We start from the raw sequence: 21227 nt of genomic DNA on the forward strand, positions 1-21227 counted from the left end.
ATTTTTTCTTCTACAGTTAAATCTTATTTGCAAATTTGTAGAACACGCATTAAATTCTATTATATCGGAAAGCGGCACACTTTACAATACATTTTCAATAGGACTTTTCCAAAATTTTGTTTAAATCTTCGTGAAATATGTCTATAGTCGGCGCAAAAGTGTGTTTAGTAAAAATACAACTATATTTTTGAGTCCAACCATCGGGCAATATCACGGTAAACCTCCCGCCGGTTTGTTTCATTGATGATTTCGTGTCTGCCGCCCGGATAGAGATGCAGAGCAATATCCTGTACCTCCGCCTCAATGAGCCGCCGACAGACTTTCCGTACCCCTTTGCCGTAATCACCCACCGGATCTTCTTCCCCCGAAATGATAAAAAGGGGAAGGTTTTTCGGTACTTTGTCTGCCCATTCCTTTGCCGAAACCAGCTTGACCAGGGTAAAAAGGTCTTTAAAACCAGCCGCAGTAAATACAAAATTATTTTTGAGATTTTTCTCATAGTCCGAAACAATTTGAGAATCGGTGGTCAGCCAATCAAATTCAGAATTTGGCTTGTCAATTCGCTTGTTATAACCGCTAAATGCCATCGAATTCAGTTTATTGCTTCGAAACTGTTCACCCTTTTTGCGAATGGCGGATTTTGCCATCCTGATGCCAATTCCAGCAAAGGGATTCCCCCCAGAGGTCCCGCATATAATAGCTCCGGTCAATTCTTTGCCGTACAGGGTCAGAAACATCCTAGCCACAAAGGAGCCCATGCTGTGCCCCAACATGAAATAGGGAAGACTTGGGTAGCCTTTTCTAATGATAGTCATGGTTTTATAAAGATCGGTGATGAGAAATTCATAACCGTTCTCTTTCCCAAAATAGCCTAAGTCGTCTTCCGATGCGATGGAATTACCGTGTCCCAGATGATCGTTTCCGCAAACGATGAATCCATTTTGGCAGAGAAAAGCGGCAAAGTCCTCATAGCGTTCGATGTATTCACACATGCCGTGTGAAATTTGCAGGATAGCTTTCGGCTCGATGCTCTGCGGAATATAAGTATAATAGGTCACAGCATTTTTTCCATCGGAGCTCACGAAGTGATCTACCAGTTTTTGATAACTCATAAAAAACCTTCCTTTCAGGAACCGACTATTGATGGACGGCGAAAAAGCCCATTTTCTATCCCTATTATACACTTTTTAGAAAGAATTTGCATTTTTTTCAAAACTTTTTCAAGCATAAAGGAGTCTTTATTATAAATACCCAAAACATGAGCCTATCCCACTCGGAAAATAGGGGGATTATCGGTTGACAAAAAACGACGAAATCGGCATAATAAAAAATAGCGATACTGCTTGATGATCACGTTGTAGGGAAGTTGCAGTTTTTTGTTTGGAATAAGGAAGAAAATTTTTGATTTTCTTTTTGTAATAGAAAGTACCATTACATTATTGTATTATGGCAGCATTTAACTAAATTTTGACTCAGTTTTGGCTACACTACCAAAACCGCTCAAGTTCCAGAAAGGAAGGAATAACAATGATGAAAAAAAGCAGCTTGAAGTTTCTATGCGTTGCAGTTTGCTGCTTGATGATGTTTCCCATGATGGTGGGCTTTACGCCGGAAAAAACCACCACTTTGAAGGTAGCCACTTGGAACATCCTGCATGGAAACGATGTAATGGAGGCCCAACACAGACAGATTATTTCCATGGGAGCTGATGTAATTTCGCTTCAGGAAGTGGATGAAAAGACAGAGCGAGTCGATGGAAAAAGCTGCCTTGAGCATCTGGGCAAGGGGCGGTATTATTTCAACAGCTTTGCCAAAGAGATGGATTATAAAGGCGGGGAATATGGCCTCGGCATTATGAGCAAATATTATTTTGGAAACGAGAAGTCTTCTTTTCGGGAAGGCGGAAACCTGGCCCGTGACGGTTTTATGAAGGTGGAAATGCAGAAGGATGGACAGTTAATTTCTGTTTACAACGTGCATTTTTCTTATCAGAGCGACTACGAGCGGCAGCGGCAGATTCAGTTGGCTGCAGATGTGTTTGCCGCCGACCCCAACCGTTATAAGGTTCTCATGGGCGATTTTAATATTAAAAACTTTGATGAACTTGCTCCTTTTGAAGATTTCAATATGCTAAGTACCGAAGAAAAACCGCTCAAGACCTATCATGGAAAAGACTGGGACACCAAATGCTTGGACAATATTATCTATACCGACACGCTGGTTATGAAAAAATCCAAAATGGTTTACAGCGATTTATCCGATCACAATGCTTTGGTTGCCGAATTTGAGATGCGGTAGGGAAATTCTGCAAATTTTTGTGATTAGGGCTTGTCAAGCAGCAAAAAATGTGATATACTAACATGGTTAACATGAAATTCATGTCTATTGATGATAAAATTACATCGGAGGGTTAAACTAGTTATGAACGTATATGAAATTGTGGGCGGCGTTTTGTTGCTGATTGCTTGCTTGATTTTGATTGTCCTGGTTATGATGCAGGAGAGTAAACAGGGAATGTCCCAGGCGATTGGCGGCGGTTCCTCTGATTCTTATCTCGATAAAAACAGCGGACGGACTTTGGACGCCGTTTTGGCTAAGATTACAAAGGTTGCAGCGGTTGTCTTTTTTATACTGACACTTGCCGCGTCGGTTTTGGCCGTCCATCTCAAGTAATAAAATTCGTAATGAGCAAAGCCCTGCGAGTAAAACCGCAGGGCTTTTTATTTTGCAGAATGGTCAAGAAAAACAATGATTAGCGATGTTAGAGGAGATTTGCAGTATACCTGCAAATGTTCCAATTTCCAGAAAGGAATGTTATTTTAAATGGAAATAAAATTTGAACAAAAAATACCGGTATTGCTCGAAAAAGCCGGCAAAAAAGGGATGACCTATAAAGAATTGAGCATAAAATGCAAAGCGAAAAAAGAAGAGGGGAAATATTTTCGGCTGGCTGTACAGAAATGTAAAGCAGCCGGGTTGATTTTGGAGAAAAAGGGCAAGTTTTTTGCGACACAGTCCAAGGGGCTGTACCCAGCTGTCATCAAACGGCTCCACAAAACTTATGGATTTGCCGAGCGGTTGGAGCAGAAGGACGAGGTCTTTATCCTGGGGAGCAAGCTCAAAGGCGCTCTGGCTGGGGACAAGGTGATGATTCGTCTTTCCAAACACACTAGGGGAAACCTGCCAGAGGGTGAAGTGATTTCCTTTATCGAGGCGGGAGAGGTGGAATTCACCGGGATTGCCCATCTGACGAAAGGGGGGCCGTTTATTACTCCTGACGATATCGGTAATTTCGATTTGCGGTTGGAGGGCAGCGTCAAAGGGGTCGCCGACGGCGACAAGGTGACAGCTAAGATTACAAAGAGGGGACAGGGTCACCGGGACCTTCGTGCCAAGGTGGTAAAGAGTTTTGGACAAGCGACCCGGGCTGCCGCCTGCTGTGAGGCCATCCTCAATTTAAACGGCGTCACGCCGGAGTTTCCTCCGCAAGTGCTGGAAGAAGCGAAATTTTTGGCCCAGCGGGGCATCAAGCACAAAGAGCTTTTGAACCGGGAAGATTTGCGCAATGAAGTGATTTTCACCATCGACGGCGCCGATTCCAAGGATCTGGATGATGCCATCAGTCTTTCGAAATACCAGGATTTTTACATTTTGGGGGTTCACATCGCTGACGTTTCCTATTATGTGCGGGAAAAAACCGCTCTTGACGAAGAGGCACTTCGGCGGGGAACCAGTATCTACTATGCCAATAAGGTGGTTCCCATGCTGCCCAAGGAACTCTCAAACGGTATTTGTTCGCTGAACCCCGATGAGGAGCGGCTGGCCTTTTCGGCCATTATGACTCTCTCAAAGGACGGGAAGCTCTTAGATTATGATTTCAAAAAATCGGTTATATGCTCTCGAGTCAAAGGCGTATACTCTGAAGTAAATGAAATCATTGCCGGAACGGCAGGGAAGGAAATCCTCGCAAAATACCGGGACGTTCTCCATGTCATACCCCTAATGAAGGAGCTTTCTGACATTCTACACCATAACAGGAAGCTTCGGGGCGCACCGGATATCGATACAGCGGAGAGCAAGCTCATTCTCGATGAAAACGACCGCATCGTCGATATCGTACCCCGGCAGCGGGGCGAGGCAGAGGAGATGATCGAGGAGTTCATGCTCACCGCCAACGAGGCGGCCGCCACCCTGGCGAAAAAGCTCCAGATTCCCTTTGTCTACCGGGTTCACGAGTATCCAGACGGGGAAAAACTCAACGTGCTGAAGGAAACCTTGCAGGCACTGGGCCTTCCTGCCCGGGAAATCAAGGGGAACGTACCGTCCAAAGTATTATCCGATATTCTCGACGAGGCTAAGGGTAAGCCTTTTTACCCTATCGTTAGCCGGCAGGTGCTCCGCTCTATGGCCAAAGCGAAATACAGTGAAACACCCATCGGCCATTACGGTTTGGCGTTGGAAAACTACGCCCACTTCACCTCGCCCATCCGCCGTTATCCCGATTTGACTATCCACCGGATTTTGAGTGATGTGGTGACACAAAAGCGTTCTGCTTCTGATATAAAAAAACGGTATTCGGAATTTGTGGGCAGGTCGGCGAACGCCTCCACTGAGGCGGAAATTTCCGCCATGAAAGTGGAACGGGACTGTGAGGACTGCTACAAGGCTGAATACATGGAAGACCATGTAGGGGAATCCTTCGACGGTATGATTACTTCGGTGACCTCGTTCGGTTTCTATGTAGGGCTTCCTAACACAGTAGAGGGGCTTGTGCGCATCGAGGCTCTGCCAGAGGGGCAGTATCAGTACGACGGGCTGATGGAGTTGAAGGAAACTCATACAGGCAATGCGTTCCGGGTAGGTGATGCCATCCGCGTGACCTGCTCCGGCGTGGATGTGAATGCCGGAAATATCGATTTTGTTCCAGCGGAGCCTGAATCCGACGAAAACGGCTGAGCGGCTTTTTCCGGTTCTGTTTGAGAGCTTGCGGGGAAGCCTTTGTGGCAAAACCGGCGAAATATCAGTGAAATATAGCTTCTGGGGCCTTTGGCGGGATTTTACTTTTGGGTGAAATCCCGCTATAATAGACGCAATTAGTAAAGGCTTTCAAAGAAAACCTATGGCTATATAAATGTGGCTAGCCAAAATACCATGTATTTTGGCACGGAGTTCCTTGTTATCATCATCCGATTCTGCTAGAGCAGAACTGCGGCGAATCAATTTCCCTAGGAATTTCATAAAATTTGTGGATGTGGTATCATAACTTCAATAAAATTTGTAGGGGCGGTCTGCCCATAACTGAAGAATTTTTCAGTTATAGTTTTATAAGGAGGATTTAATTCCAGTGTAAACAATGACGCTTTTCTGCGACAGTCCATAAGTTTTACACAAAAGGAGTACTTTGATGAATGACGGCATAGGAGGCTTATTATTGAGTCTCGTGATCCTTATTTTATTGGTGGCGACCAACGCCTTTTTCGCCATGAGCGAAATTGCAATCATTTCGACCAACTCTAAGAAAATTGAGCGGTTAGCCGAAAGTGGAAACCGAAAGGCCAAGCATCTCTTGGATATCATCTCTTCCCAATCGGGCTTTTTGGCTACGATTCAGGTGGGCGTCACCCTATCGGGATTCCTTTCCTCAGCGGTGGCGGCGGACAAATTTGCCGGGATGCTCTCCGGCGCGCTCAGTTTCATCCCCATCAGCAAGGGAATCATTAGTGGCGTATCACTGGTGCTTATCACATTGATCTTATCCTACTTTACTTTGATTTTCGGCGAGCTGGTGCCCAAACGGGTGGCGATGAAAAATCCGGAAAAAGTAGCTTTATCGGTTGCCGGTCCGGTGTGGGGCTTCAGCAAGGCCATGAAGTTTTTCGTCTCTTTTTTGGCAGCCAGCACAAATGGCGTATTGAAGCTCATCGGTCTGGGCGGAAAGGACGATGAAGAGGCGGTCACTGAAGAGGATATTATGATGCTGGTGGACGAGGGCGAGGAAACCGGTGCCATCGAACAGCATGAAAAACATATGATTCAGAACATTCTCCAGTTCGACGACAAGGACGTGATGGATGTCATGACGCCCCGTACTGACATGGTGATGGTGTCGGCAGCGGCAACGGTGGAGGAGACCCTGAACCTTGCCAAGGAAGAGGGCTTTTCCCGTATTCCGGTGTACCAAAAGGATTTTGATGACATCACCGGTGTGGCCTATGTCAAGGATCTCATTGACAGTGCCTTGCATGGCGGGAACGATGAGCCGGTTACCAAAATGCTACGCAAGCCCATCTACGTGCCGGAGACCAAGCTGTGCAGCAAGCTTTTGCGAGAGTTCCAGGAGGAGAAGGTTCACATGGCTATTGTCATCGATGAATACGGCGGCACCTCCGGTCTTGTCACCATGGAGGATCTCTTGGAGAGCATCGTCGGAGAAATTGAGGACGAAACCGATCATGAGGATGCAGATATTCAGGAATTGTCGGAAGATACGTACTTAGTAGACGGGGGGACCGCTATCGAGGACGTGGAAAAAACCATTGGTGTTTCCTTGGATATCGAAGAAGACTCTGACAGCGACACGGTGGCTGGCTGGATTCTTGAACAGCTGGGCAGTATTCCGAAATCGGGAGACAAAATTGTCTTACCGGCAGGCAACGGCTTTGAAGTGGCGGTGCAGGAAATCGAGGAGCACCGCATCAGCAAGGTATTGATCCGAAAAATCGAAGCTGCCTCCGTCAGTTGCTAAAATATCAGATAATAAAAGCCTATCGGAATTCCGATAGGCTTTTTTGCTGTGCAAAATTACAGTTTTCCTTTCATGCCGCCCAGCTTGACGCCGGAAAGAATGTTAGTGTCAAAGGAATAGGTAATGTCTTTGTTCTCCCGTTCCCGCTTGAGGGCAAGCTTTACCATTCGGTCCAGAAGGTCTTTGTATTTGACTCCGCTGGCTTCCCAGAGGTAAAAAGCAAGAGAGCCGGGGATAGTGTTGATTTCATTGACCCAGACTTTGTTTTCATCCACGTCCAGCATAAAGTCGATACGGGAAACGCCGTTGCAACCCAAAGCTTGGAAAGTTTTTACCGCCAGCCGCTGGATTTCCGCTTTTACATCTGCGGGTATGTCGGCAGGGAGTTTCCGTTTGGTGCTGGACATGCCTTTGGAACCAGAATTTTTCTCCCCGGACAGATATTTGTCCTCATAGCTCAGGATTTCGTCGGAACTGATGGGCTCTTCACATTCAGAAGCGATGGCCTCCTCGTAATCACCCAGGACAGAGCAGTTGATTTCCCGAAGATTTATAATGGCTTTTTCCACCAGCACGTTATTTGCGAACTGGAAGGCGTAATCGAGGGCATCCTCCAAAGTTTCTCGGTCGCTCGCCTTGCGTATACCGACGCTTGAGCCCAGATTAATGGGTTTGACGATTACGGGATAGCCGATAAGGGCCTCCACTTTATCCAGAAAAGCAGTGGTGTCCCCCTGATAGTGGCGTCGGTCGCTGCGGCAGCAGTCCAGAACCGGGATGTCGTTGTCCTTTAAGACGGCTTTCATCACGTATTTATCCATTCCGGAGGCCGACGACATCACGTCACAGCCCACAAAGGGAATGCGGAGGGTTTTCAAATAGCCCTGCAAGGCACCATCCTCTACATTGGTGCCGTGGACGATGGGAAAAGCGATATCGATGTAGTCGTAAATGTTACTGCCGAACTTTTTCATGGGGTATTTAATTAGATTCAGCTTCTCATTTTCATTGACCAGAATCACCTTCTGGCTCTTTTTAAGCAGGGCGGGAATATTTTTGTAAGCTTCAATGTCACCGATATTTTCTCCGACGTAAAACTCATTTCCTTTGGTAATATAGATGGGGATGATATCGTATTTGTTGCGGTCAAAGTTGTTCACCGCCTGTAAGGCGGAAATAATGGATACTTCGTGCTCCACACTTTGACCGCCGAAAAACACTCCAATTTTGATTTTCACAGATGATACAGTCCTTTCTCGCGGTTAATGTCTATTTTAATAGTTGTCTGGAAGGTCGTTTTCTAACAGGACAATTTTCTGAAGGCCGCCTGTTTTGATGTTTTCTACTGATTTTAGGGCTTCCTGCAAATTGGGAGCCACGATGATTTTGTTGGGTTCATATTTGGCATCGGTGAGGCCATTGTAGATACTCTTGGTTTGCCGCTCGCCTACGAGCACTACGTAATCGCAGACGGAAGCGGCTTGGGTACCGAAGGTGTGGTTACATTCGTCCTGTTTTTCACCCAGCTCGATCATGCCGGGGGTAACGAGGATTTTGAAGCCTTCGAAAGCGGACAGAGTATCGAGGGCCGCTTTGGCACCGCTGGGGTTAGAATTATAAGCATCGTCAATAATCAGCGCCTGGCTGCCTTTGATGAGCTGGAGCCGGTGAGGAACGCTTTCCAGCGCCTTAACCTGACGAACAAGATCCGTCATTGGAACACCTAGGGTATGGGCTGCCGCAATAGCTCCTGCGATGTTTAAAACGTTGTGAGCACCGATGAGGCGCGTCAGGAAAGTGTAGTCCGTGCCGTCCACCGTCATTTTGAAGGAAGAGCCTTTGCTGGATACCTGAATGTCGTAGGCACGGTAATCACTATCGGTCTCCTCAATACCGTAGGCAACAGTTTTCTTCGAGCGTTTTTGCTTTCGAATGTATTCGTTGTCATTGTTGAGGAAAACGATGCCGTCTTGGGGAACGGCGTCCGCCAGCTCAAACTTTGTTTTGATGACGTTGTCAATGGATTTAAAGCTCTCCAAGTGCTGAGGGCCAATGGAAGTAATGATTCCATAATTTGGCTTAACGATATCGCATATTTCCTGGATGTCTCCGATGTTTTTCGCGCCCATCTCACAGATAAAAATCTCATGGGTGGCCTTCAGGGAGGATCGAATGGTCCGGACAACGCCTAAAGTGGTGTTGAAGCTCTCGGGGGTCATGAGAACGTTGTATTTTGCCGAGAGCAGTTTGTTTAAATAGAATTTGACACTGGTTTTACCATAGCTGCCAGTAATGCCGATGACTTTGAGATCGGACATTTCTCGGATCATCTGTTTTGCGTCGTTAATATACCAGTTGTTGATGGATTGTTCAATCGGGCGGTTAATCAGGTTTGCCAGCAGCACTAACAAAGAAGCGAAAAACTGTGCGATGGGCAGGAGCAGACCGTTTCCCCAGCTTTGGCCCAAAAGGGCGGCGGCTGCAACAATAAAACACAGCAGGACACCCAGGGTGATGAGCATTCGCTTGATCCGGTTGGTGTAAACCAAAGGTTTTTTGGCCTTTTTGGGACGGTTCAGGTAAGCGCTGATCGCCAAGACCAGAAACGAAATACCCTGACCGATGGGACCACAAAACAAAAGCAGGGGAATGGTGACGATGGCCCCCAGATTTCTGCCTACAACGGCAGGGAGAAAATTGCCTTTGAGCCATTTGAGCTGCTCATGAGGCTTATAGGAATTGAGCTGAAACATGTGCAAATAATACAGGCACAGCATGGTAAAATTGACCGCAAAGGCCATAAGAAGCAAAATTAGAAAAACGATTTCCATTGTTGGCGTCGTTTCCTTTCAGTTATGAATTGAGAGGGATACCCAAAAAGGAGTCCAGTACCCGGCACACGGTGCCCCACTGGTCCAAAAAGGAGTAATGCCCGGCGTTTTTGACGATGACGAGTCCCGCGTCGGGAATGAGTTCTTCCATTCGCTTGCCGTCACTCAAAGGGGTGGCTGTATCATTTTCTCCCCATACGAGGAGGGTGGACTGCTTGATGTTTGGAAGTAGCGGTTCCAGGTCTTCGTTAACCACTTTTACCAAAGACTGCCGCATGAGGGGCGTGGCACTTTTGTAATCCGCGGAGCCGTGTTTATTGCGAAGATTTTCCAAAGCGTCTGGAAACATCTTCTGTACGATTTCGATGCTGAGGACGTTTCTGCCGATTTTATAGCACCGCTGCCGAAACCGCTTTTTTAGGGTTTTCTTGGGAAGAATTCCGGCGCTGTCTACTAAAATGAGCTTTGTAAGCTCAAAAGGAAGTTTTCTCCGGTTGGCGATCTTGATAGAGACCCGCCCGCCGTGGGAATGTCCCAACAAAACGGCTTTTTTAATGCCACAAAACTCGATAAACTGCAAAACACAGTCAGCAAATTCGTCGACGCTCCAAGGACTCTGCGGCTCGCCACTTTCCCCAAAACCAGGCATATCAAGGGCGTAAACCCGGCGGTACTGGGCCAGATGATTTACCATCTGCCTGAAAAGCGCAATGTTGGAGCCCCAGCCGTGGAGAAGAACAACCGCTTCATCGCAGTCGTTTTGGAGTCCTTCAGCGATATAGTTGATGGGGATGCCGTCTAATTTTGTCTGCAAAACGTTCATCCTTTCGAGAACAAAATGGTCCTTACTCATTTTCTATTCTAAATGTATTCAGATTAGCACATAAAAACACATTTTAGTATAATTCTTTTTCCCATAGGTTGTCAAGGAAATTGGCAAGATTAACAACCCTTTTTCCAGCTTGGATTATTAGCATTTCCCCAAATTGGCAAAGTTACCAGCCGTAAAAATTGTTTTCTATGTTTGAAAAGAAAAAACAGACCGTATCATGATACGGTCTGTTTTTTACTGGTGAGCCACCGGAGATTCGAACTCCGGACCCTTTGATTAAAAGTCAAATGCTCTGCCAGCTGAGCTAGTGGCTCTCATAAATTTTATTCTATCAAAATCTTCGGAAAAAGTCAAGCCTGATTTAAAAAAATGAAATCCCCAACCCTATTGGATGAGGATTTCATTTGGTGAGCCACCGGAGATTCGAACTCCGGACCCTTTGATTAAAAGTCAAATGCTCTGCCAGCTGAGCTAGTGGCTCGTTTACTGTCGTTTTATGACGCTTGTCTATTATATCAAATCGTTTATAGCTTGTCAATAATCATTTTTAAATTTGACGCAACCCATAATTTTCATAATAAATTAGGAAAATTTTTGGCAATAACCTATATGCGATTCTGAAAGACGATAATTATAGCATTTCACGAATATCATAGGATATGCACGGCATAAATATAATTGATTGACTGTTTCTAATCGCAACAGGGCATTGAAAAATAAAGTTTCGTAATATATTCCGTCATAAAATGGTTATTAATATTTCATAATATTTCTAATATTTATTGCAAAAAAGACATTGTTATGCTATGATAAGATTATCAAAGCGAAATGGATTTTCGCTTAAAAGGAGGATGAACTCATGGATGAAATGAACCAATACCAACCCCCGGTACAGCCGCAGGGAGGCAAAGGGCTTGCAATCGCTTCGATGGTTCTCGGAATCGTTTCTGTTGTGTTTGCCTGCTGCCTTTGGTACATATCTCTTGTAGCTGGAGTTGTCGGCTTGATTCTTGGTATCGTATCCATTAAACAGAACCGAGACGGCAGAGGTATGGCAATTGCTGGCATCATCATGTGTGCTATTGCAATCGTTTTGGCGATCTGCACGGTACTGTTTTTGGGCGCCTTGCTTGCATCTTATCCCGAGTTGGCACAGTATTATCAATATTCCTCTTATTAGAGGAGATAAAAGAGGCACGGAGCATCAGCTTCGTGCCTTTTATTTTTATAATATTTGATGGGTTTGTGATCATGGCAGCGGCAGAAAAAAATTCCTGCCCACAAAATATATGGCCATCAAAATGCCGAAAACGATCCAGAAGAGACCTTTGCGCGGAAGGAGTGTCTTATGTGTTCCGAAAAGAGCGGTGCCCAGTTCGGCATAGAGAAAAAGCCCCAATATGAGTAAAATCAAAGGGACAATGTTGTATTGCAGTGCAGAAATAACATCTCCCCGAAGTAGGGCGCGGACACTTCTGGTATTGCCGCAGGCGGGACAATAAAAGCCGGTGTAGCGGTAAAAAGGGCAGTTTGGAAGGAAGTAGGACAGGGATAAAGTAAAATCTTTCGTCAGAAAAAACAGGGACAAAAGGAAGACAGGCAGGAGAATATAGCCGATTTGGAGCACACGTTTTTTCATAGTTTCCTCCCGTCCCAAAAGTCTTTCTTTCAGTATAGGGAGATTTTAAAAAGAAGTCAAGACGCCTCTTTAATGTAGATTCCATCCCCTTTTACGCATTTCGTCGGAAATTTCGATCTGCAGCTGATGCTCGTCGTTTAAGAGATTGAGGAACTCGCTCCGAACGTTCACGGTAGCGCATTTGTTGGCGAAATGGTTGTAGAGGGAAGTCATTTCCTCTTCGGCTTGGAGGGCGTCAGTAATCATATCTTCGTCGTAACAATTGTTATCCAGCTTGATATCCATATAAAACGATCCTTTCTGGGAATGGGATATGTCAACGGGAAGAGTACACAATAGATGCAGAAGACAAAGTCTTTCGTCCTATTGAAGCAGGCTTTGCAGCACTTGGTAATGGGTCTGATGCTGAGCGGCCATTTGTTCGCATTTGGTGCGAAGCTGGGGGTCCTTACATAGAAGGGCGTAGTTTTTGTACTTTTCTATGAGCATCTGCTCTTTTCCCATTTGGGTGTCCAACATGCGGAGCTCGTCTTTGCTGAGTTCAGGCATCATTATTTCTCCTTTCTGGAGGTCTACTCCAAATAGTCTGACAGGAAATCTGCCCCGTAGGTGAAAAAAACAATGGATTTTGGAATGAGTACTGGGTACCGGTTGATAACGTCTTCCACCTCTTTGACCGGAAAGCGGGGAAGGGTAAAATGCTGTCCGAAAAAGGAAAACTGGTAGCAGCTTCCGTCTTCTGCGATTTGCGCCGAGGCGGGCGCATCCATAGGCGTCATGGCAGATTGAGTATTGAATGCGGCTATGGTTAGTCCGGCCAGGGTGCCTAAGATTATCAGAGTCAGAAAAAAGGCGATCCAAAGGATCCTCATAGAGGTGCGGTTCATCGTTTCACGTCCTGTCCGGCGGAGAATGCAAGTAAAAAGCCCGTCAGTAATTGACGGGCTTTTTCTTGCAGACCGCCTCATTGTTTGTAACTGTTTAACAGTTTTCCCAAAGAAGCGCCGATTAATTCACCAGAATAGGTTGCTTGTTCTAACGTGTTTCCGTGGCCGCCTACTTCCAGAAGGATGGAGCCGGTGGTCAAATGCTGGTTATATTTGCGGTAGTCGAAAAGTACGGGACGGGTGAGACCCGGATAGTCGCCTTCCATCTGGTTTTCCAGGGCGGCCGAGAAGCTCAGGTTCTGGAAAAAGTTCGGGTAATTAATATTGTCGTTAGCGCAGCCGTTGACGATCATCACCTGGGCGGCGGTTTTGCCGTTTACATCGGCTACGGGGGCGGTGACGGTGTCGCCCGAGACGATGGCATCCCGGTGAACGTCCAAAACTACCTTAATGGACGGGTATTTTTTGAGGTAATTTTGTACGGTGATTACCGACCGGTCGTAAGCGCCGTTAAATGAGGGGTAGTCGTGCTGGGTGGTGTCATGGATGACACCGATGCCGGCTTTTTTCAATTCCTCTTCGATTTTATTTCCCACAGCGACCATGTTTTTGGTGTTGTCGGTGGAGCGGGAGCTGTAGGTCTTGTCATAGTACTCGCCGGTGAAAGGAAGATAGCTCTCGGTGGTGTGGGTGTGCATGATGAGCACCTGGGGCTCGTCGGTGTTTTCAATAGTGAAGGCGGGGGGCTTGGAAATGGCTTCTTCAATTTCTGCGGTACTATGGGAAGTACAATTTTTAATAAATCCGTTTTCCAGTGGAATATATATATTGGAAGGAGCGGCCGTGTAGGTCTTATGAACCAAAACCGCTTTGTTTTCGTCAGGGATCTCTGGCTCCGGGATCGGTTCTGTGCCTGTATCTGAGACCGCGGATTCAGAGGAGGCCGGTTCCTGATCGGAAGGCTTATCATCGGTCGGCTCCAGGATTGAGACGGGATTTTCTTCGTTCGCCGAAAGTGTGACTTCATGTGGAGAATCGCCTTCCAGCAGTCCGTAAGCGCCTTCGGGCAGAGCCATCACCGCAGACAGTACACCCAGTTTTTGTCCAAAGCTTGTCAGCTTTGGAAGCGCTTTCAGGATACTGCCGGTCCCGATCATCAGGGCCAGGGCAAAACATATTCCCATAATCAGGCGCCTAAGCTGAAAGCGCCGCCGCAAATGTGTCCGCAAGTCCATCACCCTTTCTTTTGTTGTCACGGTACTATTGTTATGCATCTAAAGAACGGTTTATGCGGGCAAAATATCGGGGTGTTCCCTTGACAAACAGGCTTATTTTGATTAAACTGTACATTGAATAGGAATATCATTCCAAACATTTCTAAAGATAACAAAATAATTTCAGTTTCCATCATACAAAGGAAAACGTACACAGCAAGAGGGGGTATCACAATGGTAAGAATGGAAAATCATTTGGGCACGATCGATATTTCCAGAAACTTTTTCGTCAACCTGGTCGGCGCGACGGCAACTAGCTGTTTTGGCGTGGCGGGCATGGCGGTTTCCGATCCAGCTCAGGGATTTTTGAGCAAGTTCCGCCGGGATCACGACGGGTCAAAAGGCGTCAAAATCCGCACCCGCAACGGCAAGCTCGTCATCGACCTCCATATCATCGTAACTTATGGAACCAATATTTCTGCCATCGTCAAAAGCATCATCCACAAAGTGAGTTATACCGTCGAGGATATCACCGGTATCCGGGTACAAAACGTCAATGTCTTTGTGGACGGCATGCGCACCTGCTAGGGAGAAAACTCCCGGAAAACGACCCTCTGTGGCCGTTTGTGCCGGTACGTGAGAAAATTTATTTGCAGGGCGCAGGTGTGACGCGCGCTCTGGCTTAAGGAGTGCAACAATCAGTGATTAACGGAAGTTTGTTGAGGGATGCCATCGTATCCGCGGCTTACGATATCCAAAACCAGAAGCAGAAGGTGGATGAGCTCAATGTGTTCCCTGTCCCCGATGGCGACACCGGAACCAACATGTCTATGACCATCGGCGCGTCGGTGAAAGAACTGGAACTGTTAAAGGAGCCCACCGTGGAGGAGACGGCCAAAACCGCGGCCTCCGCTCTGTTAAGAGGGGCGAGAGGAAACTCCGGCGTTATCCTTTCTCTGCTGTTTCGCGGGTTTGCAAACGGCCTCAAGGGAAAGACGGAGGCCAATGGCGTCGATTTGGCAGAAGCGCTGACTTCCGGTGTGGAAGCGGCCTATAAGGCGGTAATGAAGCCCACCGAGGGCACCATCCTCACCGTCGCCCGGGTGGCGGCGGAAAAAGGACGGGAAACTGCTTTGCAAACAAACGATGCGCTGGAAGTATTTGAAGCCATCGTCAACCAGGCGGAAGCTACATTGGAGGAAACGCCAGAAATGCTGCCGGTTTTGAAAAAAGCAGGCGTCGTCGACGCGGGAGGCAAGGGCTTTACGGTTATTTTTACCGCTATGCTCCGGGTGTTCCAGGGCGGCGAGGTTGTGAAACCCTCGGGCGGCGCACCGGCGAAACCGGCTCAAGTGAAGCGCACTGCTGTCGCCGAAGCCAGCGGCGACATCAAGTTTGCCTACTGCACCGAATATATTGTCAACAAAAAGAAAAACGCTGATAATCCGCTGAAACTCCGGGCGTATCTGGAATCCATCGGCGACTGCGTCGTGGTGGTGGACGACGAGGAGATTATCAAGGTCCACGTCCACAGCAATCATCCCGGGGACGCTATTGAGGAAGCTCTCAAGTTCGGCATGCTCACCAACTTAAAGATTGAAAACATGAAAGAACAGCATTCTGCTCAGGTTTTGGAGGCGGAACAGCTGGAGGAAGACGACACCTATCAGCCCGTGGATCCGGAGATGCCCTACGGCTTTGTGGCGGTGGCGGCAGGCGCTGGGATGCAGGCCCTGTTTCAGGATTTGGGCGTGAATAATATCGTCACCGGCGGACAGACCATGAATCCCAGCACCGAAGACATTTTAAAGGCCATCCACGCCACTCCGGCGGAGACGGTTTTCGTCCTGCCCAACAACAAAAATATCATTATGGCAGCGGAACAGGCCATAAAACTGGCCGACCGGCGCGTCTGTGTCTTGCAGACGCGGACCATTCCTCAGGGAATTTCCGCTATGCTCGCCTTTGACCCCGATGTGAGCTTCAGCGAAAACCGGGTCAATATGACAAAGGCGCTGGACAAAGTCCAGACGGGACAAATCACTTTTGCCGCGAGGGACAGCGACTTTGACGGCCACAATATCAAGGCCGGGGAACTGCTGGCTATGGAAAACGGCAAGCTTTCATTCGTTGATAAGGATCTGAACAGGGTTCTTTTGAAGCTCACCAAGTCTATGGTGAGAAAGGACAGCAGCTTTGTCACGGTGCTCTACGGCGCGGATATTTCCGACGATCAGGCGGCAGAGGCCTACGAGCTGCTTCGCTCGAAACTCAGCGACAACGTTGAAATCAATCTGATCAACGGCGGACAGCCTGTATACTATTATATCGTTTCGGTAGAGTAGAAAATAAAAACGCAGGATGATAGGGGCGTGGGGGGAACCTCACGCCTATTATTGTGGGGAAAGGAGGGAGCAAAGTGGCTTTTCATCTCAATGATCCAGTGACGGCTTTAAAAAACGTGGGCGGTAAGCGGGAAAAGCTCTATGAAAAGCTGGGCGTCCGGACGGTTGGGAATTTGCTGCGGTTTTATCCCCGAAGTTATGTCGATTACACCAGCCCCAAACTGGCGGCGGAGTGCGTTCCGGGGGAACCTGCTGTCATCGAAGCGAAAGTACTGAAAAAACTCACTCCCGCTCCCATTCGGAAAAATATGGTGCTTTATAAGCTGCTTTTAACCGACGGGCTTTCCAACGTGATGCTCACCATTTTCAACAACGAGTACGCCTATTACGACATGAAAGTGGGGGAGACCTACCTTTTTCACGGGAAGTTTTCCACCATGGGCGGCAACTATCAGCTGACTCTCAGTTCCTTCATCCGCGCCGAGGACGGGGAAGTCATGCGGCCCGTTTACAATTTGACGGAGGGCCTTTCAAACGGAATGGTTGTCAACAACGTCAAAGAAGCGGTTGCAAACTGGGGAAGACTTTTAGAGGATATTCTGCCTCAGGAAGTGGCGGCCCGACATTCGCTGATGCCTTTTGAGGAGGCGGTGCGGACGATCCATTTCCCATCAGGGAAGGACGCTTACGACAGGGCGCGGTACCGGCTGGCTTTTGAGGAGCTGTTTTTGCTGAGCATGTCCCTCCTGCTCTTAAAAGGGCGGGATAAGGGCAGTACAGAGGTGCAGATTAAAGACCCTGACATGGGGCCTTTTTACGCTTCGCTGCCCTTTGAGCTGACTGGGGCGCAGAAGCGCGCCATTGGGGAAATTCTCTCCGATATGTCAGGACAAGTTCCCATGAACCGGTTGTTGCAGGGTGATGTGGGTTCCGGCAAGACTATGGTAGCGGCGGCCGGGTGCTTCGCGGCGTTTAAAGGAGGTTTTCAATCAGCCATTATGGCTCCCACCGAGATTTTAGCTTCCCAGCATGAGGCCACGCTCAAAAAGACGCTGGAGCCGCTGGAGATGAAGGTGTGCCTGCTTACGGGTTCTCTCACCAAGAAGCAAAAAGACGCTTTACGGGCAGAAATTGCTGCCGGAACATATGATGTAGTCGTGGGAACCCACGCTCTGGTGCAAAAGGACACCGTTTTTCAACGTCTAGGGTTCATTGTCACCGACGAACAGCACCGGTTCGGTGTCCGGCAGCGGGGAGAGCTTGTGAAAAAAGGAGAACGGCCTCATCATCTGGTCATGTCGGCCACGCCCATTCCCCGGACTCTGGCCCTAATTGTTTACGGGGACTTAGATATTTCCGTCCTCGACGAACTTCCTAAAGGCCGACAAAAGGTGGAGACTTTTACCGTTCATTCTGACAAGAGGAAAAGGGCGCTGGGGTTTATCAAAAAAGAGCTGGAAGCCGGGCATCAGGGATACATCGTCTGCCCTCTTATCGAGGACAGCGATTCGGAGCTCATGGCGGCGGTTCGGTATGAGAAGATCATTCAGACAAACTATTTTCCCGAATACAAGGTTGCTTTGCTCCACGGGCGGCTCAAGAGCGACGAAAAGGACCAGATCATGAACGCTTTCAAGGAGGGAAAAATCCATCTTCTCGTTTCCACCACAGTGGTGGAGGTGGGGGTGGACGTTCCCAACGCCACCATTATGATGATTGAGAACGCTGAGCGGTTCGGACTGTCCCAGCTCCACCAGCTGCGGGGCAGGGTGGGAAGAGGCAACGCCCAGTCCTACTGTATCCTCGTCTCAGACAACGAGGGAGAGGAAAACCGCAGGCGGCTTCAGGTAATGAAGGAGACTTCCGACGGCTTTGTCATCGCCAAGGAGGATTTGAAGCTCCGCGGGGCGGGGGATTTCTTCGGCGACCGGCAGCACGGGCTGCCCCAGCTGGGTATCGCCGACCTATTAGAGGACAGCGCTTTGTTTCGGACGGCACAAGGGGAGGCTAAGGCACTGCTGGAGCGGGATCCCGGCCTGGAACAGCCGGAGCAGATGCGTTTGCGGCTGTATATGGATGAAATCTTTGGCAATAATGACAGTGGACTGAACTAGTTCCTTTACGATAAAATAGGAGAGGTAAACGCATTTCATCCGTCGTTCAGGCCACTCATTTCACATAGATCAGATTGATCCTAGAGAATCGGAGGGCATCTTTATGCTTTTAGACAACAAAAAACATATTCACTTTATCGGCATCGGCGGCTCCGGCATGTTTCCGATTGCCCAGATCCTCCACAGCGAGGGGTACTACATTACAGGCTCCGATAACAACGAGACAGACACCCTGAAGCTGGTTCGGGGATTGGGAATCCCCGTCACCTTGGGACAGAAGGCGGAGAATATCGAAGGAGCCGATCTGATCATCCATACGGCGGCCATTATGGACGACAACCCCGAGCTGATCGCGGCCAGACAAAGCGGCTTGCCGGTGGCGGAGAGAAGCGTCATTTTAGGCGAGCTGACCGCTATGTATCCCAATACCCTCTGCGTCAGCGGCACCCACGGAAAAACGACTACATCCTCTATGCTGACCCAGATTTTGCTGGATGCGGGAGCCGACCCAACCTGCGTCATCGGCGGTAAGCTGCCATCCATCGGCGGGAACGGCCGGGTGGGCAAGAGCAAGAACATGGTGTGTGAAGCCTGCGAATTTGTCGACACTTTTTTGAAACTGTACCCGGATGTCTCGATTATCCTCAATATCGACGAGGACCATCTGGACTATTTTAAGACCTTAGATAACATTATCGCATCATTCCGGAAATTCGCAGAAAAGACCACCAAGCTTTTGATTGTGAACGGTGATGACCGCAACACCTTGAAAGCGGTGGAGGGACTGAGCCATCGTATCGTCACCTTCGGGTTCTCCAGCATCAACGACTATTATCCCGCCAACATTGAGCACCTGGGCGGAGTCGATATGCAGTTCGATTTGATGCATGGTGAGGAAAACTTGGGCACGATGCCCGTTCACGTGCCCGGTGACCACAATATCTTAAACGCCATTGCCGCCTGTGCTGCGGCTATTGCAACCGGCATTTCGCCGGAGGACTGCTCCAAGGGACTCGACTCTTTTCACGGAGCTGGCCGGCGGTTCGAGGTGCTAGCTAAAATAAACGGTATCACTGTTGCCGACGATTACGCCCATCATCCAACCGAGATCGAGGCCACGCTCAAGGCGGCAAAAGCATTGCCATTCAAACGGGTATGGGCGGTGCATCAGCCATTTACCTATTCCCGTACGGCCATGCTTTTAGATGACTTTGCCCGGGTACTGCAAATCGCCGACAAGGTGGTTCTATCGGAGATTATGGGTTCCAGGGAGAAAAATACCTACAATATTTACGCGAGTCAGCTGGCTGAGAAGATCCCCGGCTGCCAGTGGTTCCCCACCTTTGAAGAAATCGCCGATTACGTAGCGGAGAACGCCGAGGAGGGGGATTTAATTATCACCCTGGGCTGCGGCGATGTGTATAAGGCGGCAAAGATGATTATCAAAAATTTGGAAAAGCGCAAATAAAAAAGCGGGAGCATATGCTCCCGCTTTTTGTTTTAGAAACGAACGCCCCGACTTTAAAGTGAGGCATTCGTTTACATCAATCCGCAGTCGTCGTAGTCCTTCCATTTTTCCCGGTAAGCCCGTTCGCTGAAAAAGCGGTAAACGAGGTAAGCCATGCCGGTGAGCAGGGTCAGAACCCCAAGAATCAGGGACACTGTAGACATTTTAGTGAGTTTTCGAAGCAGGGATTCATTTTTTTGTGCTGTCTGCTGATTTTCATTTTTTCTTGCAGCCATTTTATCGCATCCTTTCCGGTTTTGTTCCTCTCTCATGGGCTTTAACGCATTCATCATATCGGAGTTTCCCTCATTTGTCAACTTTTTGGCGGGCACTTTTTCCGGTGTATCCCCATCCGTCGATACCGCTTCTGCGCAAGGCACCGAACAGCCGGTATGTAAAACCGCCGTTTTGTTTTTCCTGCTCTAACAGAAATTCCTTCATCTGCTGGCGGGAGGTATGCCCGTCGGCGGGACATTTGCTTTTCACAATGGGGAGCCCACATTTGGCAGCCGCCTTGCGAACCTCTTTTTCCGGGGCGAACACCAGGGGACGGATCATCCATAAGTCTTTGCGGGACAAATAAGATTTTGGAGAAAAGCAGCCGACCCGGCCCTCGTTAAAAAGATTCATCATAAAAGTTTCCACTACATCATCATAGTGGTGTCCCAACGCAATTTTGTTGCAGCCCATTTCAATGGCGGCGTCGTGAAGAGCGCCGCGGCGCATCCGGGCGCAGAGGCTACAGGGATTCGGTTCCTTTCGGATGTCAAAGACGATTTGGCCGATGTCGGTGGGCTTTAGATAATAAAGGATGCCCATTTCTTCGCACAATTCCCGGACCGGTTCATAATTTCCGGAAACACCGTTAAACTGTGGATCTAATGTGATAGCCACCAAATCGTAGTCGATACCGATAAATCGTTTCAGGAGATGAAGCCCCCGGAGCAGTACCATAGAGTCCTTGCCGCCAGAAACACCTACTGCGATTTTATCGCCGTCCTGAATAAGGTCAAATTCCTGGATGGCTTTTCTCATATATCCTAAAATCCTCTGCACGATGTCCTCCTGGTGATAAAATCAATTGATTGACAACGATTATACATCATTTTAGCA

20 protein-coding genes and 2 tRNA genes are annotated in these 21227 nt (G+C 48.2%); 9 read left to right on the forward strand and 13 right to left on the reverse strand.

The genetic code is table 11. From position 1 onward, the window contains the following. Positions 1 to 179: 179 nt before the first annotated feature. Positions 180 to 1112: an alpha/beta fold hydrolase gene (locus H8710_RS00280; protein ID WP_249293383.1), complete on the reverse strand. Its 933-nt coding sequence runs from the start codon at positions 1110 to 1112 to the stop codon at positions 180 to 182. 415 nt (positions 1113 to 1527) lie between these two features. Here H8710_RS00280 and H8710_RS00285 point away from each other — a divergent pair, with 415 nt between their 5' ends. From H8710_RS00285 to H8710_RS00300, 4 genes are all read left to right on the forward strand, one after another. Next, on the forward strand, positions 1528 to 2298 hold the full coding sequence (locus tag H8710_RS00285; RefSeq protein WP_249293384.1) for an endonuclease/exonuclease/phosphatase family protein: 771 nt from the start codon (positions 1528 to 1530) through the stop codon (positions 2296 to 2298). Between the two features lie 123 nt (positions 2299 to 2421). Further along, positions 2422 to 2673 carry a preprotein translocase subunit SecG gene (secG, locus tag H8710_RS00290; RefSeq protein ID WP_249293385.1) on the forward strand — a complete coding sequence of 84 codons (252 nt, stop codon included), beginning with the start codon at positions 2422 to 2424 and terminating at the stop codon, positions 2671 to 2673. Between the two features lie 150 nt (positions 2674 to 2823). Then, the gene (rnr, locus tag H8710_RS00295; RefSeq protein ID WP_249293386.1) at positions 2824 to 4956 is read left to right on the forward strand and encodes a ribonuclease R; all 2133 of its coding nucleotides are present in this window, start codon (positions 2824 to 2826) and stop codon (positions 4954 to 4956) included. 448 nt (positions 4957 to 5404) lie between these two features. Beyond that, the gene (locus H8710_RS00300) at positions 5405 to 6745 is read left to right on the forward strand and encodes a hemolysin family protein (protein WP_249293387.1); all 1341 of its coding nucleotides are present in this window, start codon (positions 5405 to 5407) and stop codon (positions 6743 to 6745) included. Positions 6746 to 6801: 56 nt separating this feature from the next. On the opposite strand, the gene H8710_RS00305 is transcribed toward H8710_RS00300, so the two are convergent. From H8710_RS00305 to H8710_RS00325, 5 genes are all read right to left on the reverse strand, one after another. Further along, a complete protein-coding gene (locus H8710_RS00305; protein ID WP_249293388.1) occupies positions 6802 to 7983 on the reverse strand; it encodes a D-alanine--D-alanine ligase family protein in 1182 nt (393 codons plus the stop codon). Between the two features lie 36 nt (positions 7984 to 8019). Then, complete coding sequence (locus H8710_RS00310; RefSeq protein ID WP_249293389.1) at positions 8020 to 9576, reverse strand: UDP-N-acetylmuramoyl-tripeptide--D-alanyl-D-alanine ligase; 1557 nt, start codon at positions 9574 to 9576, stop codon at positions 8020 to 8022. 22 nt (positions 9577 to 9598) lie between these two features. Then, a complete protein-coding gene (locus tag H8710_RS00315; protein WP_430413294.1) occupies positions 9599 to 10390 on the reverse strand; it encodes an alpha/beta fold hydrolase in 792 nt (263 codons plus the stop codon). 256 nt (positions 10391 to 10646) lie between these two features. Continuing rightward, positions 10647 to 10722, reverse strand: a tRNA-Lys gene (locus H8710_RS00320). 91 nt (positions 10723 to 10813) lie between these two features. Then, positions 10814 to 10889 (reverse strand) — tRNA-Lys (locus H8710_RS00325). Positions 10890 to 11267: 378 nt separating this feature from the next. On the opposite strand from H8710_RS00325, the gene H8710_RS00330 reads away from it, so the two are divergent. Beyond that, on the forward strand, positions 11268 to 11588 hold the full coding sequence (locus tag H8710_RS00330) for a DUF4190 domain-containing protein (protein ID WP_249293391.1): 321 nt from the start codon (positions 11268 to 11270) through the stop codon (positions 11586 to 11588). A 69-nt stretch (positions 11589 to 11657) separates the two neighbouring features. On the opposite strand, the gene H8710_RS00335 is transcribed toward H8710_RS00330, so the two are convergent. The 5 genes from H8710_RS00335 to spoIIP form a co-directional block, all read right to left on the reverse strand. Next, positions 11658 to 12047 (reverse strand): DUF2752 domain-containing protein, encoded by a 390-nt coding sequence (locus H8710_RS00335; RefSeq protein ID WP_249293392.1) that lies wholly within the window; start codon positions 12045 to 12047, stop codon positions 11658 to 11660. 69 nt (positions 12048 to 12116) lie between these two features. Further along, positions 12117 to 12332, reverse strand: coding sequence for a spore coat protein (locus tag H8710_RS00340; RefSeq protein WP_249293393.1), 216 nt, complete (start codon positions 12330 to 12332; stop codon positions 12117 to 12119). A gap of 78 nt (positions 12333 to 12410) precedes the next feature. Then, complete coding sequence (locus H8710_RS00345; RefSeq protein WP_249293394.1) at positions 12411 to 12599, reverse strand: PA2169 family four-helix-bundle protein; 189 nt, start codon at positions 12597 to 12599, stop codon at positions 12411 to 12413. Positions 12600 to 12619: 20 nt separating this feature from the next. Continuing rightward, entirely contained in the window at positions 12620 to 12919 is a 300-nt protein-coding gene (locus tag H8710_RS00350; RefSeq protein WP_249293395.1) for a hypothetical protein, read from the reverse strand. A gap of 92 nt (positions 12920 to 13011) precedes the next feature. Next, positions 13012 to 14163 carry a stage II sporulation protein P gene (gene spoIIP / locus H8710_RS00355; RefSeq protein WP_249293396.1) on the reverse strand — a complete coding sequence of 384 codons (1152 nt, stop codon included), beginning with the start codon at positions 14161 to 14163 and terminating at the stop codon, positions 13012 to 13014. 219 nt (positions 14164 to 14382) lie between these two features. Here spoIIP and H8710_RS00360 point away from each other — a divergent pair, with 219 nt between their 5' ends. The 4 genes from H8710_RS00360 (at position 14383) to murC (ending at position 20075) form a co-directional block, all read left to right on the forward strand. Then, entirely contained in the window at positions 14383 to 14736 is a 354-nt protein-coding gene (locus H8710_RS00360) for an Asp23/Gls24 family envelope stress response protein (protein WP_249293397.1), read from the forward strand. Between the two features lie 113 nt (positions 14737 to 14849). Next, complete coding sequence (locus tag H8710_RS00365) at positions 14850 to 16493, forward strand: DAK2 domain-containing protein (protein WP_249293398.1); 1644 nt, start codon at positions 14850 to 14852, stop codon at positions 16491 to 16493. A gap of 74 nt (positions 16494 to 16567) precedes the next feature. Then, positions 16568 to 18607, forward strand: a complete 2040-nt coding sequence (gene recG / locus H8710_RS00370; protein WP_249293399.1) for an ATP-dependent DNA helicase RecG — start codon at positions 16568 to 16570, stop codon at positions 18605 to 18607. A 103-nt stretch (positions 18608 to 18710) separates the two neighbouring features. Continuing rightward, positions 18711 to 20075, forward strand: coding sequence for a UDP-N-acetylmuramate--L-alanine ligase (murC, locus tag H8710_RS00375; protein WP_249293400.1), 1365 nt, complete (start codon positions 18711 to 18713; stop codon positions 20073 to 20075). Positions 20076 to 20146: 71 nt separating this feature from the next. On the opposite strand, the gene H8710_RS00380 is transcribed toward murC, so the two are convergent. Both H8710_RS00380 and H8710_RS00385 read right to left on the reverse strand, forming a co-directional pair. Continuing rightward, positions 20147 to 20350, reverse strand: coding sequence for a hypothetical protein (locus H8710_RS00380; RefSeq protein ID WP_249293402.1), 204 nt, complete (start codon positions 20348 to 20350; stop codon positions 20147 to 20149). Between the two features lie 70 nt (positions 20351 to 20420). Further along, on the reverse strand, positions 20421 to 21170 hold the full coding sequence (locus tag H8710_RS00385; RefSeq protein ID WP_249293403.1) for a PP-loop family protein: 750 nt from the start codon (positions 21168 to 21170) through the stop codon (positions 20421 to 20423). Between the last annotated feature and the right edge of the window lie 57 nt (positions 21171 to 21227).

Origin of the sequence: Fumia xinanensis, assembly GCF_014384905.1 — a bacterium.
GTDB lineage: Bacteria > Bacillota > Clostridia > Oscillospirales > Ruminococcaceae > Fumia > Fumia xinanensis.

What these genes read in the sequence shown, in the direction of transcription:
- rnr (WP_249293386.1), top strand. Translation starts at nt 2,824, where the DNA reads ATGGAAATAAAATTTGAACAAAAAATACCGGTATTGCTCGAAAAAGCC.
- H8710_RS00360 (WP_249293397.1), top strand. Translation starts at nt 14,383, where the DNA reads ATGGTAAGAATGGAAAATCATTTGGGCACGATCGATATTTCCAGAAAC.
- murC (WP_249293400.1), top strand. Translation starts at nt 18,711, where the DNA reads ATGCTTTTAGACAACAAAAAACATATTCACTTTATCGGCATCGGCGGC.
- H8710_RS00380 (WP_249293402.1), bottom strand. Translation starts at nt 20,350, where the DNA reads ATGGCTGCAAGAAAAAATGAAAATCAGCAGACAGCACAAAAAAATGAA.
- H8710_RS00300 (WP_249293387.1), top strand. Translation starts at nt 5,405, where the DNA reads ATGAATGACGGCATAGGAGGCTTATTATTGAGTCTCGTGATCCTTATT.
- H8710_RS00335 (WP_249293392.1), bottom strand. Translation starts at nt 12,047, where the DNA reads ATGAAAAAACGTGTGCTCCAAATCGGCTATATTCTCCTGCCTGTCTTC.
- H8710_RS00285 (WP_249293384.1), top strand. Translation starts at nt 1,528, where the DNA reads ATGATGAAAAAAAGCAGCTTGAAGTTTCTATGCGTTGCAGTTTGCTGC.
- H8710_RS00340 (WP_249293393.1), bottom strand. Translation starts at nt 12,332, where the DNA reads ATGGATATCAAGCTGGATAACAATTGTTACGACGAAGATATGATTACT.
- H8710_RS00280 (WP_249293383.1), bottom strand. Translation starts at nt 1,112, where the DNA reads ATGAGTTATCAAAAACTGGTAGATCACTTCGTGAGCTCCGATGGAAAA.
- H8710_RS00310 (WP_249293389.1), bottom strand. Translation starts at nt 9,576, where the DNA reads ATGGAAATCGTTTTTCTAATTTTGCTTCTTATGGCCTTTGCGGTCAAT.
- H8710_RS00350 (WP_249293395.1), bottom strand. Translation starts at nt 12,919, where the DNA reads ATGAGGATCCTTTGGATCGCCTTTTTTCTGACTCTGATAATCTTAGGC.
- H8710_RS00345 (WP_249293394.1), bottom strand. Translation starts at nt 12,599, where the DNA reads ATGATGCCTGAACTCAGCAAAGACGAGCTCCGCATGTTGGACACCCAA.
- secG (WP_249293385.1), top strand. Translation starts at nt 2,422, where the DNA reads ATGAACGTATATGAAATTGTGGGCGGCGTTTTGTTGCTGATTGCTTGC.
- H8710_RS00330 (WP_249293391.1), top strand. Translation starts at nt 11,268, where the DNA reads ATGGATGAAATGAACCAATACCAACCCCCGGTACAGCCGCAGGGAGGC.